This window comes from Burkholderia sp. PAMC 28687, assembly GCF_001577465.1.
Classification (GTDB): domain Bacteria; phylum Pseudomonadota; class Gammaproteobacteria; order Burkholderiales; family Burkholderiaceae; genus Caballeronia.
On the sequence record NZ_CP014505.1, the window covers coordinates 1,391,833 to 1,408,994 of the forward strand.

General features: G+C 60.5%; 13 protein-coding genes. 6 read left to right on the plus strand and 7 right to left on the minus strand.

Translation table 11 applies throughout. The features are described from left to right. The first annotated feature begins 46 nt into the window (after positions 1 to 46). Both AX768_RS06455 and AX768_RS06460 read left to right on the plus strand, forming a co-directional pair. Complete coding sequence (locus AX768_RS06455) at positions 47 to 1,639, plus strand: ABC-F family ATPase (RefSeq protein WP_061999271.1); 1,593 nt, start codon at positions 47 to 49, stop codon at positions 1,637 to 1,639. A gap of 255 nt (positions 1,640 to 1,894) precedes the next feature. Beyond that, entirely contained in the window at positions 1,895 to 3,055 is a 1,161-nt protein-coding gene (locus AX768_RS06460; RefSeq protein WP_061999272.1) for an NAD(P)H-dependent flavin oxidoreductase, read from the plus strand. Between the two features lie 29 nt (positions 3,056 to 3,084). On the opposite strand, the gene AX768_RS06465 is transcribed toward AX768_RS06460, so the two are convergent. From AX768_RS06465 to AX768_RS06475, 3 genes are all read right to left on the minus strand, one after another. Then, positions 3,085 to 3,288: a DUF1289 domain-containing protein gene (locus AX768_RS06465; protein ID WP_061999273.1), complete on the minus strand. Its 204-nt coding sequence runs from the start codon at positions 3,286 to 3,288 to the stop codon at positions 3,085 to 3,087. Between the two features lie 67 nt (positions 3,289 to 3,355). Continuing rightward, positions 3,356 to 4,648: a phospholipase A gene (locus AX768_RS06470; protein WP_082778759.1), complete on the minus strand. Its 1,293-nt coding sequence runs from the start codon at positions 4,646 to 4,648 to the stop codon at positions 3,356 to 3,358. A 304-nt stretch (positions 4,649 to 4,952) separates the two neighbouring features. Continuing rightward, positions 4,953 to 6,308 (minus strand): Nramp family divalent metal transporter, encoded by a 1,356-nt coding sequence (locus tag AX768_RS06475; RefSeq protein ID WP_061999274.1) that lies wholly within the window; start codon positions 6,306 to 6,308, stop codon positions 4,953 to 4,955. Between the two features lie 557 nt (positions 6,309 to 6,865). Between AX768_RS06475 and AX768_RS06480 the strand changes: the two genes are divergently transcribed. The 4 genes from AX768_RS06480 (at position 6,866) to AX768_RS06495 (ending at position 11,004) form a co-directional block, all read left to right on the plus strand. Continuing rightward, positions 6,866 to 7,927, plus strand: coding sequence for a polyamine ABC transporter substrate-binding protein (locus AX768_RS06480; RefSeq protein WP_086383732.1), 1,062 nt, complete (start codon positions 6,866 to 6,868; stop codon positions 7,925 to 7,927). 238 nt (positions 7,928 to 8,165) lie between these two features. Continuing rightward, positions 8,166 to 9,275 (plus strand): ABC transporter ATP-binding protein, encoded by a 1,110-nt coding sequence (locus tag AX768_RS06485; RefSeq protein WP_062000824.1) that lies wholly within the window; start codon positions 8,166 to 8,168, stop codon positions 9,273 to 9,275. Beyond that, positions 9,272 to 10,186, plus strand: coding sequence for an ABC transporter permease subunit (locus tag AX768_RS06490; protein ID WP_061999276.1), 915 nt, complete (start codon positions 9,272 to 9,274; stop codon positions 10,184 to 10,186). Before AX768_RS06485 ends, AX768_RS06490 begins: the two co-directional genes overlap by 4 nt. Continuing rightward, the gene (locus AX768_RS06495) at positions 10,183 to 11,004 is read left to right on the plus strand and encodes an ABC transporter permease subunit (protein ID WP_372237039.1); all 822 of its coding nucleotides are present in this window, start codon (positions 10,183 to 10,185) and stop codon (positions 11,002 to 11,004) included. The genes AX768_RS06490 and AX768_RS06495 overlap by 4 nt, the downstream gene beginning before the upstream one ends. A gap of 3 nt (positions 11,005 to 11,007) precedes the next feature. Here the strand turns inward: AX768_RS06495 and AX768_RS06500 are convergent, their stop codons facing one another. From AX768_RS06500 to mfd, 4 genes are read right to left on the minus strand one after another with little or no spacing between them, the layout of a single operon-like run. Next, entirely contained in the window at positions 11,008 to 12,012 is a 1,005-nt protein-coding gene (locus AX768_RS06500; protein WP_061999277.1) for a threonine/serine dehydratase, read from the minus strand. Positions 12,013 to 12,049: 37 nt separating this feature from the next. After that, complete coding sequence (locus AX768_RS06505) at positions 12,050 to 12,340, minus strand: nucleotidyltransferase family protein (RefSeq protein ID WP_061999278.1); 291 nt, start codon at positions 12,338 to 12,340, stop codon at positions 12,050 to 12,052. Positions 12,341 to 12,344: 4 nt separating this feature from the next. Then, complete coding sequence (gene argE / locus AX768_RS06510; RefSeq protein ID WP_061999279.1) at positions 12,345 to 13,571, minus strand: acetylornithine deacetylase; 1,227 nt, start codon at positions 13,569 to 13,571, stop codon at positions 12,345 to 12,347. 51 nt (positions 13,572 to 13,622) lie between these two features. Further along, a complete protein-coding gene (gene mfd, locus AX768_RS06515) occupies positions 13,623 to 17,114 on the minus strand; it encodes a transcription-repair coupling factor (RefSeq protein ID WP_061999280.1) in 3,492 nt (1,163 codons plus the stop codon). Positions 17,115 to 17,162: the final 48 nt, after the last annotated feature.

Genomic DNA, 17,162 nt, shown 5'->3' on the forward strand with positions numbered 1-17,162 from the left:
CTAAAATTGCAGGTTTTTCGCCGTACACCATTCAAAAGGACGCGCTGTGCTGTCTACTGCCAACATCACCATGCAATTCGGGCCGAAGCCCCTCTTCGAGAACATTTCGGTCAAGTTCGGGGAAGGAAATCGCTACGGCCTCATTGGGGCAAACGGCTGCGGCAAATCCACGTTCATGAAAATCCTGGGTGGCGACCTGGAACCGAGCTCCGGCAACGTGATGCTCGAACCGAACGTTCGCCTGGGCAAGTTGCGCCAGGATCAGTTCGCGTATGAAGACATGCGCGTGATCGACGTCGTCATGATGGGCCACACGGAAATGTGGAATGCCATGTCCGAGCGCGACGCCATTTATGCGAATCCGGACGCCACCGACGACGACTACATGCACGCCGCCGAACTCGAAGCAAAGTTTGCGGAATACGACGGCTATACCGCTGAAGCGCGTGCGGGCGAACTGCTGCTCGGTATCGGTATTGCAATCGAAGACCATGCCGGACCAATGAGCAACGTAGCGCCGGGCTGGAAGCTGCGCGTGCTGCTCGCGCAAGCGTTGTTCTCGAAGCCGGACGTGCTGCTGCTCGACGAACCGACCAACAACCTGGACATCACGTCCATCCGCTGGCTCGAGGACGTGCTGAACCAGTACAACTCGACCATGGTGATCATTTCCCACGACCGGCACTTCCTGAACCAGGTCTGCACGCACATGGCGGACATGGATTACGGCACGCTCAAGGTTTATCCGGGTAACTACGACGACTACATGCTGGCGTCGGCTCAGGCGCGCGAGCGTCAAGCGAGCGCGAACCAGAAGGCGAAGGATCGTGTGGCCGATCTGCAGGACTTCGTACGCCGCTTTTCGGCGAACAAGTCGAAGGCGCGCCAGGCGACGAGCCGCGCAAAGCAGATCGAGAAGATCAAGATCGAGGAGTTCAAGCCTTCGTCGCGTCAGAACCCGTTCATTCGCTTCGAGTTCGAGAAGAAGCTGCACAACATCGCGGTCGTGGCCGATGGCATCACGAAGAAATACGACCGGACCATCTTCAATCATCTCAATTTGAGCGTGCAGCCGGGTGAGCGGATCGCGATCATCGGCGAGAACGGTGCGGGCAAGACCACGCTGCTGCGCGCGTTGAAGGGCGCGATCGAACTGGATGGCGGCACGGTCAAGTGGGCGGAAAACGCGCTGATCGGCTACATGCCGCAGGACACGTACGAAGAGTTTCCGAACGACGAGACGCTGACCGACTGGGTCGATCAGTATCGTCAGGACGGGGACGACGACCAGATGGTGCGCGGTACGCTCGGGCGTTTGCTTTTCAACGCCGACGACATCAAGAAGTCCGTCAAGGTGCTGTCAGGCGGTGAAAAAGGCCGCATGATCTGGGGCAAGCTGATGCTCGGCCGCCCGAACGTCTTGCTGATGGACGAGCCGACCAATCACATGGACATGGAATCTATCGAATCCCTGCAGATTGCGCTCGAGAAATACGAAGGCACATTGATCTTCGTTTCGCATGACCGCGAGTTCGTGAACGGCTTGGCGAATCGTGTAATCGAAGTCAAGAACGACGGCACGATTCGTGACTTCGGCGGCACGTATGAAGAGCTGCTGGCAAGTCAGGGTATTCAGTAACGCGACAGTCGAATAGCCGAATCCGAAAGGGTCCGCTTCGAAAGAAGCGGACCCTTTGCGTTTTCAAGGCTGCGTTCGTGCCAGACAAGAGCTGCAACACAATCAACCGCAACACAATCAACCGCAACACAATCAATCGCAAACACGTTCGCGAAAACGAAACGCAGCACAGTCGAACTTGATTGATAAATCGCAACATGGGTCTGTCTAACCTCCTGCAAGCTGAAAACTTTTGACCCAGGAGTTGAACCCCACATGACGCCTCTTTCCCACCTGACCATCCGCGGCCGCACCTTGCTTCCTGTTGTGCAGGGAGGCATGGGCGTTGGCGTTTCCGCGCACCGGCTGGCCGGCTCGGTGGCAAGGGAGGGCGCAATGGGTACGATCGCCAGCATCGACTTGCGCCACCACCATCCTGATCTGATGGAAATGTGCCGCATTGAACCGTCACAGGAAACACTGGAGACCGCAAACCAGACCGCCTTGCGCCGGGAAATCATCGCAGCGAAGGAGATCAGCGAAGGTCGCGGCATGATTGCCGTGAACGTGATGCGCGCAGTCGCATCGTATGCGGCGGCAGTGCAGACGGCGTGCGATAACGGCGCGGACGCCATCGTGATGGGCGCAGGGCTGCCGCTCGATCTGCCGGACATGACGCAAGGTGTCGACATCGCGCTGATTCCCATTCTTTCGGACAGCCGGGGCATCGCGCTGGTGCTCAAGAAGTGGATGAAGAAGAACCGCCTGCCTGATGCCATCGTGATCGAACATCCGGCGCATGCCGGCGGTCATCTTGGCGTGGCAAGCGTCGCGGATATCCCGAGCGAGCGTTTCGATTTTGCGCGCGTGATCGAAGAAACCATGCTGACGTTCGATGCACTCGGCCTCAGCCGAACGCAGATCCCATTGATCGTGGCGGGGGGTATCGACAGTCATGCTGCGGTACGTCACTGGCTTGCGGCGGGCGCATCCGGTGTGCAGCTTGGAACGGCGTTCGCGGTTACCGAAGAAGGCGATGCGCATCCCGAATTCAAGCGCATTCTCGCCGATGCAAGACCTGAAGACATCGCCGAATTCGTGAGCGTGACGGGTTTGCCGGCGCGCGCCGTGAAGACGCCGTGGCTCGTGCGATACATGCGTCAGGAAACGAAGATTCGCGAGAAGATCGGCACGAAGCCGCAAGAATGTCAGTCGGGCCTGAACTGCCTGACTGCGTGCGGATGGCGCGACGGCATCGAAAAGTTCGGGCACTTTTGCATCGATGCCCGGTTGTCCGCGGCACTACGCGGCGATCGTCAGACCGGATTGTTTTTCCGCGGGCACGAGGCGCTTCCGTTTGGCTCGGCGATTCGCAGCGTGCGCGAATTGCTCGACCTTCTGGTTGCGGACATTCATCCTGCGGCGGCGCCGGCCTGAACGACGCCGGAACAACGCAATAGCGCGGCTCAGACCTTGTCGCGCGTGAAACGCATCGCCGAGCCTTCGCGGTTGATACGCTCCCAGATCGCGCGCTTTTCGTCGTCGCTCAGGAATACCCAGTTGGAAACTTCGGAGGCGGTCCGGCCGCAGCCCTTGCAAATGTCGTCAAAGAGGGTGGAGCACACGCCAATGCACGGGCTGTCGGGTAAATCGTGAAGATTCGATGCCATAAGACGCCTGTAAAGCGGGCGCTGCACGTGTTAAACGGCAGCGCCTGCGCGGAAAGTGAACCCGATTTTACCGCGCAATGCTGTATCCGATCCGGGCGATCCAGTGTTGCCGCTGGTTGTAGTCGAGAATGTCCTCGCCGTAGCCGTTAAAATACCCCACCCACAAATAACCGCCCCATGCGCTGTTGATGAGCTTGGCAAGCGGGTACGTGAACTGGGCATCCACGCTGCCGTATTTCGCCTTCGTCCCTTTGCGCAAGGTCGCCGCGAGTTGCCAGCTTTCCGGGCTGCCGTACTTCACGAGCAAATCCACGTACCCGCGATAGTCCTGGATATCCTCGTTTCCGCTCTTTGTGATGTAGTAATAAACCTTCGGCGATATGGTCAGGTGGTTCGAGTTGACATCGCCGAAATCCCACGTTGGGCGGACGAACGCGATATTGATCGCGCGCGAATCGGCGCCGCTCTTGCCGTTCGATTCATGGCCGATACCCGCCGTCACGCCCATGCGCGACCAGAGCGAACTCTTCCAGCCCGTGTCCTGCAGGTAGTAGAACAGTTGCGGCTGGTAGCTGGTATCGCGAAAGGGTGCGGACTCTGCGGACAAGTCCCAGATCGAGGTCTGCGTGTACGCCAAGTACAGGTTGTCCAGGAAGCTGCGTGAGCGGGGATCGTCGGGCAGCATCAGGCGGTACTTGAAGCTGAACTGGAACTTGGCGAGGTTGTCGCCGTTCTGGCCATCGGCGAAATACATGGGTTCGAACGTCGATAAACGGCCGCTCAGCATGCGGTCGCTCGTGGGCGTCGGTACTGCCGATGTATTGGCCGCCGCTTCCGCGCTCGCAAGTTGCTGCGGCGTCTTTGCCTGCGTCTCGGCGGTCTCCGCGGCGACAACCTGGGCTTGCTTGTCGCCGCGGTTGAGCACGATCAGCATGGGCGATGAATCGAAACCCACCGGGTCGACTTTCACCGTGCCGCGCGCCGTGTCCGGCCACGGGGCCGAGTACTTGACCTTCCTGTATTGGCCTGGGCGCAGCGTGAGTCTGTCCGGCACGTTCGCTTCGCGATCGAGCGCCAGCGGTTTCGGCGGCAGATCGCCGTTGGTCAGCGTGACCGTGAGGTTGCGGGGGACGTCGATGGTCAGCGGCTTCTTGTCGTCATCGCTGTACAGCAGCGTGAGTTCGAGCGGCTGCTGAGCGGCTGCTTCCCGCACCGGTTGCAGCACCGAGACCGTGGCATGGGCCGTCGCGGTCCAGCAAAAGCCCAAGCCAAGCGCCGCTGCAAAAGGGGTAAGACGAAAAGCACGCGGAATACCGCGCAGTGGCAAACGATTGATGTGCTGCAGTGGGCCTTGGGCCATGAAACGATCGTCCTTGTGGCGTTGATTGGCATCGGGCGCGGCGATGCGGCAAAGGACGATAAACCCATTCTCCTTGCCGTCTGTTGAGCGCGGCTCACAACCGCAACACGTCGCGGATTTCGCTCATCGCCGGGACTTGCAGCCAGCGAATCTTCGAAATGCCGAATTGTAAACGCGATGAACGTTTATCTCGAAATACGGTGCAAAACGGGCAGCAACAGCAAGAAGCGATCCCGGGCGGCAAGAATTGCCTGGTGGGATCTCGGTTATATGCTGGAGTAACGTTGCGTCATTACGTGGCCGCTCAGACGTCCGTCACTAATTGCCACAGCAAAGCCACGTTCAACACGACGATAATCCCGGCGCACATCCACGCCAGGGCCAGCGGGATGCGTTTGACGCGCCAGCGGCCCATGAGGCCGGCATCGGAAGCGAAACGTACGAGGGGAATGACGGCCAGCGGCAGTTGCAGGCTCAAGACCACCTGACTCGCCACGAGCAACTGATTGGAACCGTGTTCGCCAAACGCGCCGACGGCAAGCAGCGCCGGTCCTATTGCAAGTGTGCGGGTCAGGAGCGCCCGAGCCCAGCGTGCAATTTTCAACTGCAGGAAACCTTCCATCACCGCCTGGCCCGCCAGCGTGCCGGTGACGGTCGCGTTCAGCCCGCAGGCGAGCAGCGCCGCTGCGAAGATGGCGCTTGCCCACTGGCTGCCGACAAGCGGGGCAATCAGGCGGTGTGCATCGGCGAGATCGCTGACGTCGTAATGTCCGCTTGCGTGAAAAACAGCGGCGGCCACGATCAGTAGCGACGCATTCACCGTGAAAGCCAGGCTGAGCGATGCAAACGTATCGATGTTCACGCCTTTCATGGCGTCGGAGATGGCTTCGTCGTCGCCGCTTTTCGCGTGGTCCTTTACCAGCGCCGAGTGCAGGTAAAGGTTGTGCGGCATGACGGTCGCGCCCAGGATGCCGGCGGCGAGCCAGACCATGCCGGCGTCGCGCAAGAGCGCGGCGGGCGGCGCGAGGCCGGCGAGCGCGCCGCGCCACGAGGGATTGGCGAGCGCGAGTTCGACCACGAAACAAAAGCCCACGAAAAAGATCAGCGTGGTGATGACGATCTGCAGCGGACGTTGGCCACGGCTTTGCAGCGCGAGCATGGCGAACGTGCCCACGGCGGACATCAGCACGCCAACCGTGAGCGATACCCCCAGCAGCAGTTGCAATGCCACGGCGCTGCCGACGACTTCGGCGACGTCGCACGCGATGATCGCGATCTCACAAGTGATCCAGAGGAAAACCGTGGTGCGGCGGCTATAGCGGGCGCGGCACAGTTGGGCGAGATCACGTCCGGTCACGACGCCGACTTTCGATGCCACCCATTGCAGCAGCAAACCCATCAGGCTGGCTGCCAGCACCACGCTCAGCAACTGGTAGCCGTACTTTGCGCCGCTGCCAAGCGCGGTGGCCCAGTTCCCCGGGTCCATGTAACCGACCGCGACCAGCGCGCCGGCGCCGATAAAGGAGAACCAGCGTCCGCGTACTCGGGGAGCGCCGTCGGGCGGTTCGCCGCGATGATTGAGGCCGGAGGCGGGAACGAGGTCGGACGGCGGATTGTCCGCAGAGCCAGTCTGGTCGAGAGCGGACGAATTCGTATTCATGCAGTCTGAGGCCTGTTTCCTATAACCGGAAATTCACGAAGCGGGTGGAAAAATGGCGAGTCCGGCAAGAGCAGTGCCGCGGCGAGCGTCGGTTCCGGCTGTGCAGCAACCAACGTTCCGCTCCGTGTAGTCAGCGGCAAATGCACGACAAAAACCTTCGATTCGATAACAACATGGCAATCTCCCCAATGATGACATTACGCAAGCGAATGCGCTTTCAGATTCATTGGCGGCATTATGGTCTTTACCGGTATCGATAAGGTGCCGTGTCCGCACCAGCCACAATGCACCAGCTCGCGCCAGTCCTTGCAGGCAGTGATTCCGCGCATGTGCACTTTGCGCGACAATCGCTCCCGATTGTTTTTTGGTGCGACGCGTTTTGATGATAGTTTTCGTTTTTTTCACCGTCTCGATTGAGCTATAAGTAAAGGGCGCATCGGGATGAGGGTGGTCAACGGTCGGCAAGTCGAAAGGACGGAGGAACTGATATGGCAGAGAAATTGGCGGACCAGTTGTCAAAGCGCGCAGGCGCGGCGGCGTTAGTAGTGGCCACTGCAATGGCATTGGGAGCGTCGATGCCGGCATCGGCGAAAGACACGCAACTCAACGTCTACAACTGGTCGGACTATATTGCCAAGGACACCATCCCGAACTTCGAGAAGCAGACCGGCGTCAAGGTCAAATACGACAACTACGACAGCGATGACACGCTGCAGGCCAAGTTGCTTACAGGCAATTCGGGCTATGACATCGTGGTGCCGACCAGCAATTACGCGGGCAAGCAGATCGCCGCCGGCATTTTTTCTCCGCTCGACAAATCCAAGCTCCCGAACCTCAAATACCTCGATCCCGACCTGATGAAACTTGTCGCCGGCGCGGACCCGGGCAACCAGTACACGGTGCCCTGGGCGTACGGCACGACGGGTCTTGGCTACAACGTGACGAAGGTCCAGCAGATTCTCGGCAAGAACGTGCCGCTCGATAACTGGGACATCCTGTTCAAGCCGGAAAACATCTCGAAGCTGAAGGCATGCGGCGTGTCGGTGCTCGACGCGCCGGACCAGATGTTTGCGGCGGCGCTGCATTACATCGGCAAGGATCCGATGAGCACGAACCCGGCCGACTACCGCGCCGCGCTCGCGATGCTCAAGAAGATCCGCCCGTACATCACGCAATTCAACTCGTCTGGCTACATCAACGACCTGGTGGGCGGCGATGTGTGCTTTACCTACGGCTGGTCCGGTGACGTCGTGATCGCCAAGCACCGCGCCGTGGACGCAAAGAAGGCATTCAAGATCGAGTACTACATTCCGAAGGGCGGCGCGCCGGTCTGGTTCGACGTGATGGCCATCCCGAAGGACGCGAAGAACAAGGAAGCCGCGCTCGAGTGGATCAATTACATCGAGACGCCGCAGGTTCACGCCGCGATCACGAACGAGGTGTATTACCCGAGCGCGAACCAGGAAGCGCGCAAGTACGTATCGAAGGATGTGGCTGAAGATCCCGCCGTGTATCCGCCGCAGGACGTGATCAAGACGCTGTTCCTGCTCAAGCCTTTGCCGCCGGAAATCCAGCGCCTGCAGACCCGGCTCTGGACCGAGTTGAAGTCCGGCCGATAAAGAAACGATGCCGCACGGCGTACGATGAACGCAAAGCCCCCGGTCACCCGGGGGCTTTGTTCGTCACCGGTTTGAACATTGGTACAGGAAAAAAACGCAGTGGAACGAGGCAGCACGAACGCGCGGATGCGCACGAGCCGGGCAGCAGATCATGAGTGAGCAGTGGAGTGCAGTGCCTTCCGCACAAGGTGGCCAGAACGGCGCAGGCGGTCCCAACGGCCGCCGGCCGGAGCCCGGCATGCGCAGCCCGGACTGGGCCGAAGAGAACTTCGTGCGGATCGTCGATGTCGTCAAGAAATTCGATGAAACCGTCGCGGTGAAAGGCGTGAACCTGTCGGTCAAGAAGGGTGAGTTGTTTGCGCTGCTCGGCAGTTCCGGTTGCGGCAAGTCCACCTTGCTGCGCATGCTCGCGGGGCTCGAGTCGGTGACATCGGGCCAGATATTGATCGATGGCGAGGATCTCGCGGCCATGCCGCCGTATCGCCGGCCGACGAACATGATGTTCCAGTCGTACGCGCTCTTTCCGCATATGTCGGTGGAAGCGAACGTCGCGTTCGGGCTGAAGCAGGAAGGCGTGCGCGGCGCGGAACTCAAGGAGCGCGTGCACACGACGCTCGAACTCGTGCAAATGGCGCGTTATGCGCAGCGCAAGCCGCACCAGTTGTCCGGCGGACAGCAGCAGCGGGTGGCGCTTGCCCGCAGTCTCGTGAAGCGGCCGAAGCTGCTGTTGCTCGACGAACCCATGTCCGCCCTCGACAAACAAATCCGCCAGCGTACGCAGATCGAGCTGGTGAATATCCTCGATAAAGTCGGCGTCACCTGCATCATGGTCACGCACGATCAGGAAGAGGCCATGACCATGGCTGGCCGGATCGCGGTGATGAGCGAGGGCGAGATCATCCAGACCGGCACGCCGCACGAGGTCTACGAATACCCGAATAGCCGGTTCACGGCGGAATTCATCGGTTCGACCAATCTCTTCGATGGCAACGTGGTCGAGGACGAACCCGATCACGTGTTCGTGGAGTCGAAGGATCTGCCGTCGCGCTTGTATGTGAATCACGGGATCACTGGACCGCTCGGCATGCCGGTCACCATTTCGGTCAGGCCGGAGCGCATCGCGCTGACACGCAAGCCGCCCGAAGGCGCCTATAACTGGGGCCGTGGGACGATCGCGAACATCGCTTACATGGGCGGCTACACGCTTTATCACGTGAAGCTCGACAGCGGCAAAGTGGTGGTCGCGAACTTGTCGAGCCTGACAATCGGCGAACTCGAATCACCCACCTGGGACGACGAGGTTTATGTGCGCTGGTCGGCGTCGGCCGGTGTGGTGCTTACGGCATGAAAGCGCTGCATTCAATCCGGCAACGCTTTGGTCTTTCTGGAAAGACGGCTGTGATTGCCGGGCCGTATCTCTGGCTCGTGCTGCTGTTTCTCGTGCCGTTCCTGCTGGTCGTGAAGATCAGTTTCTCCGACTCGCGTCTGGGCATCCCACCTTATACGGATTTGACGGCGTTGAAAGAGGGCGTGCTGAATATCGCGCTCGATTTCTCGCACTACGCATTCCTGCTGACCGACAGTTTGTACTTCGCAACGTACATGAACTCGCTGCTGGTCGCGGGGATATCGACGTTGCTGTGTTTGCTGATCGGTTATCCGATGGCGTATTACATCGCGCGATCGAATCCGGCGACCCGCAATCTGCTGATGATGGCCGTCATGCTGCCGTTCTGGACATCGTTTCTGATTCGCGTCTATGCGTGGATCGGCATTCTCAAGAACAACGGCTTGCTGAATAACTTCCTGATGTGGACGGGGATCATTCATTCGCCCATCGAGCTTTATCACACGAATATAGCGGTTTATATCGGCATGGTGTATTCGTATTTGCCGTTCCTCGTGATGCCGCTTTACGCGCATTTGGTCAAGATGGACCTGACCTTGCTCGAAGCAGCTTACGATCTCGGCGCGAAGCCCTGGAAAGCGTTCTTGCAGATCACGCTGCCGCTTTCGAAGAACGGGATCATTGCGGGTTGTTTGCTGGTGTTCATTCCGGCGGTGGGCGAATACGTGATTCCGGAACTGCTCGGAGGCGCGGATACCTTGATGATCGGCCGCGTGATGTGGAATGAATTCTTCGATAATGCCGACTGGCCCATGGCTTCGGCCGTGACGTGCGCGATGGTCCTGCTGCTGCTCGTGCCCATGGCGGTCTTCCAGTATTACCAGGCGAAGCAACTGGAGGAGAAGCCATGATCCAGCCTAGCCGCCCGCTGCGTTTCACGTTTCTCGGTATCGGATTCCTGTTTCTTTATATCCCGATCATCAGCCTGATTGTGTATTCTTTCAACGAGTCGCAACTGGTCACGGTATGGACGGAGTTTTCGTTCAAGTGGTATCGTGCGCTGGTTCACGATGAAGAGTTGATCAACGCCGCGTGGTTATCTATACGGATTGCAGTATTCACGGCGTGCGCGTCGGTCGTGATCGGCACGTGGGCGGGTTATGTGCTCGCGCGAATGGGCCGGTTTCGCGGCTTCACGCTCTATGCCGGCATGATCAACGCGCCGTTAGTGATTCCCGAGGTGATCCAGGGGATTTCGCTGTTGCTGCTGTTTGTGGAAATGGCCAAGATTTTCGGCTGGCCTGCGGGACGCGGCTTGTTCACCATCTGGATTGGCCACGTGATGCTGTGTATTTCCTATGTCGCGATCATCGTGGAATCGCGGGTCAGGGAATTGAATCCATCGATTGAAGAAGCCGCACTCGATCTGGGCGCCACGCCGTTACGGGTGTTTTTCTCGATCACGCTGCCGCTCATATCGCAGGCGTTGGTGGCCGGGTGGCTGCTGTCGTTCACGCTGTCGATCGATGACCTCGTGTTGTCCGCGTTCTTGTCCGGACCGGGATCGACCACGTTGCCGCTCGTCGTGTTTTCGCGCGTCCGGCTCGGGCTGAATCCCGAGATGAACGCGCTGGCCACGTTGTTTATTGCGTTTGTGACGGTCGGCGTGATCGGCGCAAATTACGTCATGCAGAGAAACGAGCGAAAGCGCCTGACCAACGTGCTCTAACCGTCAGGCGGCCATCGACAGATGTTTGTTCAGCGTCGCCGGGTCGGTATTCGTGCCGCAAAGCAGGACGCCGACGCGTTTGCCTTCCAGCGTTTCGCGCAACGGGCCGAGCAGTGCAGCCGTGGCCGCGGCGCACGCGGGTTCCACGGCCAGCTTCAGTTCGTTGAACAAATGCAGCATGGCGCGGCGCAGGTCGGCATCGGTTACGGTCACGAGACGGTCGATATGCCGCCGGCACAACTCGTAGCTGTACTCCTCGGTATGCGGCGCCATCAATGAATCGGCAATGCTCTGCATGGCGGCCATCTTCACCGTGTGGTTTGCGGCGAAGCTTTGGCCCATGGCATCGGCGCCTTCGGGCTCGACGCCGAAGACATGTATCGATGGATTCGCGAGCCGGAATGCCAGCGACACACCCGCAGCAAGGCCGCCGCCGCCGACAGGCAGGATCACCGCGTCGAGGTCAGGCGCTTGCGATGTCCATTCGTAACCGAGCGTGGACGTACCGATCACGGTTCTATATCCGTTGAACGGATGCACGAAATAGCGGCCTTCCTCGGCTTCGATCTTACGCACGATCTCGAACGCTTCCGCGCCGTTCTCCGCCATCACGACTTCGGCGCCGAAACGGCGGCACAACGCGACGCGCGCCGGGCTCGCCGTCTTGATCATCACGACCTTCGCGCCGATCTCGAGGCGCATCGCAGCATAAGCGACGGCCACCGCATGATTTCCCGCCGATACACACGTCACGCCCGCATCGCGCTCGCTGTCGGATAAGGCAAGCAGGTGCGAAAAGGCGCCACGCGTCTTGAACGTGCCGCCGACCTGCAGCAGCTCGAACTTGAAGTTGACTGGCGTGCCTTCCAGTGTGGGGAAGTCGTGGCGCTCGAAGGTCGGCGTGCGCGCAACCCACGGCGCGAGCGCCATGTGCTGGGCGGCGATATCGTCGAGGGTAGGGATCGGCGTGCCGTCGATGGTCTGGTCGGGGTGATGGGCCGTGGACATGGGGATGTGCGTAATGTGGGTCAAAGAAGCGTTTCACTCATACCGGCGCCGCTTCCGCCAATACCTGTTTTCGAAACCTGATCGGCAGATCGCCTGGCGTGAGTAAGTCAACGGTCACGCCAAGCACTTCTTCGAGTTCCATTTGCAGGCCGCCCAAGCCGAAAAGCGTTGCGCCAGGCAAAGCGTCGACCAGCAGGTCCAGATCGCTGCGGTCCAGGTCGGTGCCATGCAAAACCGAACCCAACACACGTGGGTTGGCAGTGTGGAAGCGGCCAACCGCTTCGCGCATTGTGTCCCGTTTCAGATCAAGGGCGGCGGAAGGTTTCATCGTATCAACGCACCTGCGCGTCAACCGACATGCTATGAATGAACTTGCCCAAAAACGCCTCGCAGGCCGCAAGCTGCTCCAGCGACACATACTCGTTCGCCTTGTGCGCCTGCTCGATATTCCCTGGCCCGCAGACAATGCTCGGCACGCCGGCGAGCTGGAACAACCCGGCTTCCGTGCCATACGCGACCTTGCGTTTGTCCTGGTTCTCCGTCAGCGCGCGCACGAGTTGCGTGATCGCCGCCTGCTCTGAAGCATCCAGACCTGGAGCCGCGGCGATCCGTGAAAACTCGATCGCCGCGTTTGCGTGTTCCTTCTGCATCTTCGGCAGCAACTCTTCGCGCGCGTACTTCTCGATGCGCTGAAAAATCGGCTCCGGATCGAGCGTCGGCAAGTTGCGGAATTCGAACGCGAAATTGCATTCGGCGGGCACCGTGTTGATCGCGTTGCCGCCGTTGATCGTGCTGGTCTGCGCGGTCGTGAAGGGCACGTCGTATTGTTCGTCGAACGGACCTTGCGCGCGGAATTCGTCGGCGATATCGCGGATATGGCAGATCAGCCGCGCCGCGTATTCAATCGCGTTCAAACCCTTCGGTGTCAACGACGAATGCGCCGCCAACCCGCGTACACAGCAGTTATAAGCGTTGATGCCCTTGTGCGCGATGATCGGCCGCATGCTGGTCGGCTCGCCGACAATACAGCCGTCCGGACGCAAGCCGCGCTTTTGCAGGTCGGTGATCAGCAGCGGCGCACCGGCGCAGCCGATTTCTTCATCGAAGGAGAGAGCGAAGTGGATCGGCCGCGCGAGTTTCGTGGCCTGCATCTTCGGCAGCAGGGTCAACGCCGCGCCGATAAACCCCTTCATGTCGCACGTGCCGCGGCCGTACAGCAAACCGTCGCGGACTTCAGGCTTGAACGGATCGCTGTCCCATTTCTGACCGTCGACGGGCACCACGTCCGTGTGGCCGGACAGCACGATCCCGCCATTCGTCGCGCCGTCGTGCGCGGGAACGGTCGCGAAAAGATTGGCCCACTTGCCGCTCGGGTCGGTGGTCAGCGTGCTTTCGATGCCCGCCGCGCGCAGGTCGTCGCGCACGGTCTCGATCAGGCCCATGTTCGGATTGCGGCTGACGGTATCGAAGGAGACGAGCTTCTTGATCCACGGCAGCGACGCCGGTTCAGTGGAAGGTGTTTGGGCGACGGAAGCCGTCGATTCAGCGATCTGCGACATGACACTCTCCTTGATTTTCACTTTTCGATGATACCGAAAAAGCAATAAAAACTAACGCGATGGTGCGATGGCGGCAGCCGGTTTCTGTTGCCGCACCGGCGCGCCGAGTGCGCGCAACGTTTCCTTGACCGTCGAAATCCGCACCGCGAGGTCCGGACTGCGCACTTCGATGCGCAGCTTGTCCTGCCCCGCGAGCTTGATGTGCTTGTTCTTCTGCACCATCTCGATGATCTTCATGGCGTCGACAGGCGGGTTCGGCACGAACTGCAGCGAGATCACATGTTCCGCCGCATCGATCTTCAGGATCCCCAGCGGTTTGGCGGCGAGCCGCAGCTTGTGGGTCTCGACCAGTGCGCTAGCCTGCGGCGGCAGCTTGCCGAAACGATCGATGAGTTCTTCCAGGATCGAGTCGATGGCATCGCTCGATTCGCAGTTCGCCATGCGCTTGTACAGCGACAAACGTTCCTGCACGTCGGCGCAATAGTCGGCGGGGAGGATCGCGGGCGCGTGCAGGTTGATCTCGGTCGTGGCGGCGAGCGGCGCGTTCAGGTCCGGTTCGCGGCCCTCTTTCAGTGCACGCACGGCGTCGTTGAGCATGTCGGTGTAGAGCTGGAAACCGATCTCGTGGATCTCGCCCGATTGTTTGTCGCCGAGCACTTCGCCCGTGCCGCGAATTTCCAGATCGTGCATGGCGAGGTAAAAGCCCGAACCGAGTTCTTCCATCTGCTGGATCGCTTCCAGCCGCCGCTGCGCCTGTTTCGTGAGCGCGGCCGGATCGTGCACGAGCAGGTACGCATACGCCTGATGGTGCGAACGCCCGACACGGCCACGCAACTGATGCAACTGCGCGAGGCCGAATTTATCGGCGCGATGGATCAGGATGGTGTTTGCGCTCGGCACGTCGATCCCGGTTTCGATAATCGTCGTGCACAGCAGCACGTTCGCGCGCTGGCCGACGAAGTCGCGCATCACGCGCTCGAGTTCGCGTTCATGCATTTGTCCGTGCGCGACCGCGATGCGCGCTTCGGGCACGAGTTTTTCGAGCATCGAACGACGGTTTTCAATGGTCTCGACTTCGTTGTGCAGGAAATAAACCTGACCGCCGCGCTTGAGCTCGCGCAGCATCGCCTCGCGGATCACGCCATCTTCCTCGCGGCGCACGAAGGTCTTGATCGCGAGACGTTTTTGCGGCGCGGTCGCGATGATCGAAAAGTCGCGCAAGCCTTCCAGCGCCATGCCGAGCGTGCGCGGAATGGGCGTGGCGGTGAGCGTGAGCACATCGACTTCAGCGCGCAGCGCCTTCAACGCTTCCTTCTGCCGCACACCGAAACGGTGTTCCTCGTCGATGATCACGAGCCCCAGCCGCTTGAACACCACGTCGCTGGACAGCAGCTTGTGCGTACCGATGACGATATCGACAGTGCCGTCGTTGATCGCCTGGATCGACCCTGCCACTTCCTTCGTGCTCTTGAAGCGCGACAGCTCGGCGATCTTCACGGGCCAGTCGGCGAAACGGTCGGTGAAGGTGTTCGTGTGCTGTTCGGCGAGCAGGGTGGTGGGCGAGAGGATCGCGACCTGTTTGCCGCCAAGCACCGCGATAAACGCCGCCCGCAGCGCGACTTCCGTCTTGCCGAAACCCACGTCGCCGCAGACCAGACGGTCCATTGGCTTGCCGCTCGTCATATCGCCGATGACAGCGGTAATCGCCGCGGCCTGGTCCGGCGTTTCCTCGAAGCCGAAACTTTCGGCGAACTTCGCGTAGTCGCGCGCTTCGAGCGGGAACGCGTGGCCCTGGCGCAGCGCCCGCCGCGCATAAAGGTTGAGCAGCTCGGCGGCGGTATCGCGGATCTGCTGCGCAGCCTTGCGTTTTGCCTTGTCCCACTGGCCCGACCCGAGCGTGTGCAACGGCGCGGTGTCCGGGTCCGCGCCGCTGTAGCGCGAAATCACATGAAGCTGCGCGACCGGCACGTAGAGCTTGGTTTCGTTCTGATATTGCAAATGGAGAAACTCGGTCTCGCCTTCGCCGAGATCCATCGATACCAGCCCCATATACCGTCCGATCCCGTGCTGCGTATGCACGACCGGATCGCCGATTTTCAGCTCGGAGAGGTCGCGCACCATCGAGTCGACGTTGCTCGCCTGTTCCTGGCGGCGTCGTCCGGCGCGGCGCGTGAGTTGTCCGTATAGCTCGGTTTCGGTGACGATCGAGAGACCTTCGCCCGGCAACGAAAAGCCGTTCGAGAGCGGCGCGACGCCCAGGGAAAACTTGGCGTCGCCCGTCAGCCATTGCTGGAACGTGTCGTCGATGGCGGCGCGCAGGCCGTTGTCGGCGAGAAGCTGCTGGATCGTCTCGCGACGACCCGCCGATTCCGTGGCGAGCAGCACGCGATTGGGCGTTTGCTCCAGGTAATGGCGCAGCGCGAGCAACGGATCTTCGGCATGCCGATCCACGGCAAGGCTCGGCAGCGGCACGGCCCAGCCGCCCTCGGGCGAGGGCGGAAACTTGATCTGCGCGAACGGTTTGGCGAAGGAAAAGAAGTCGTCGTCAGAAAGAAAGAGACGCTTTGGTTCGAGCAGCGGCCGCTCGCGGTCATGCGACAGGAAGTTGTAGCGCTGCTTCGTGTCGTTCGTGAAGCGCTTGATTGCCGCGTCCATGTCGCCGACGAACGCCAGTTGCGCTTCTTGCGGCAAATAGTGGAAAAGCGTGGCTGTTTCGTCGAAGAACAAGGGCAGGTAGTACTCGATACCCGCTGCCGGCACACCATTGCCGATGTCCTTGTATATGGATGAACGGCTCGGATCGCCTTCGAAAACCTCGCGCCAGCGGCTGCGGAAGGCGGTGCGGGCGGGTTCATCGAAGGGAAATTCGCGCCCTGGAAGCAGACGCACATCGCGGACCGGGTACAAACTGCGTTGCGTGTCCGGATCGAAGGCGCGGATGGAATCCACCTGATCGTCGAACAAATCGATCCGGTACGGCAACGGCGAGCCCATCGGAAACAGATCCAGCAACGACCCACGCACGCAGTATTCGCCCGGACGCACGACCTGGCTCACATGCTCATACCCCGCGAGCGTCAACTGGCTCTTGAGTTTCGCCTCGTTGAGCCGCTCGCCCTGCGTGAACGAGAAGGTGTACGCGGCCAGGAACGATGCCGGCGGCATCCGGTACAACGCCGTGGTGGCGGGCACGAGCAGGATGTCGCAACGGCCTTCGCCGAGGTCGTGCAGCGTCGCAAGGCGCGCTGAAACCAGGTCCTGATGGGGCGAAAACGTGTCGTAGGGCAGCGTTTCCCAGTCGGGCAGCAGCCTGACCCGGGCGTCCGGCGCGAAGAACGGGATTTCGACCGAAAGACGTTGGGAATCCACCGCGCTCGCGCACATCACGACCAATAACGGGACGTTTTCGCGGTTTGCGAGGTGGTAACGCGCGAGAGCGAGCGCGTCGGAGGAACCGGTGGCGCCATCGAAGGCAAAGCGCTGACCGGCCTTGACGAGTGCGATAGGAGACGTTGACTGCAAACTGACGGCTTTTGAAGGCATAAAGTGTGCGGGGAACCGTTCGCGTGCGAAAGTGCATGCGGGACCGGC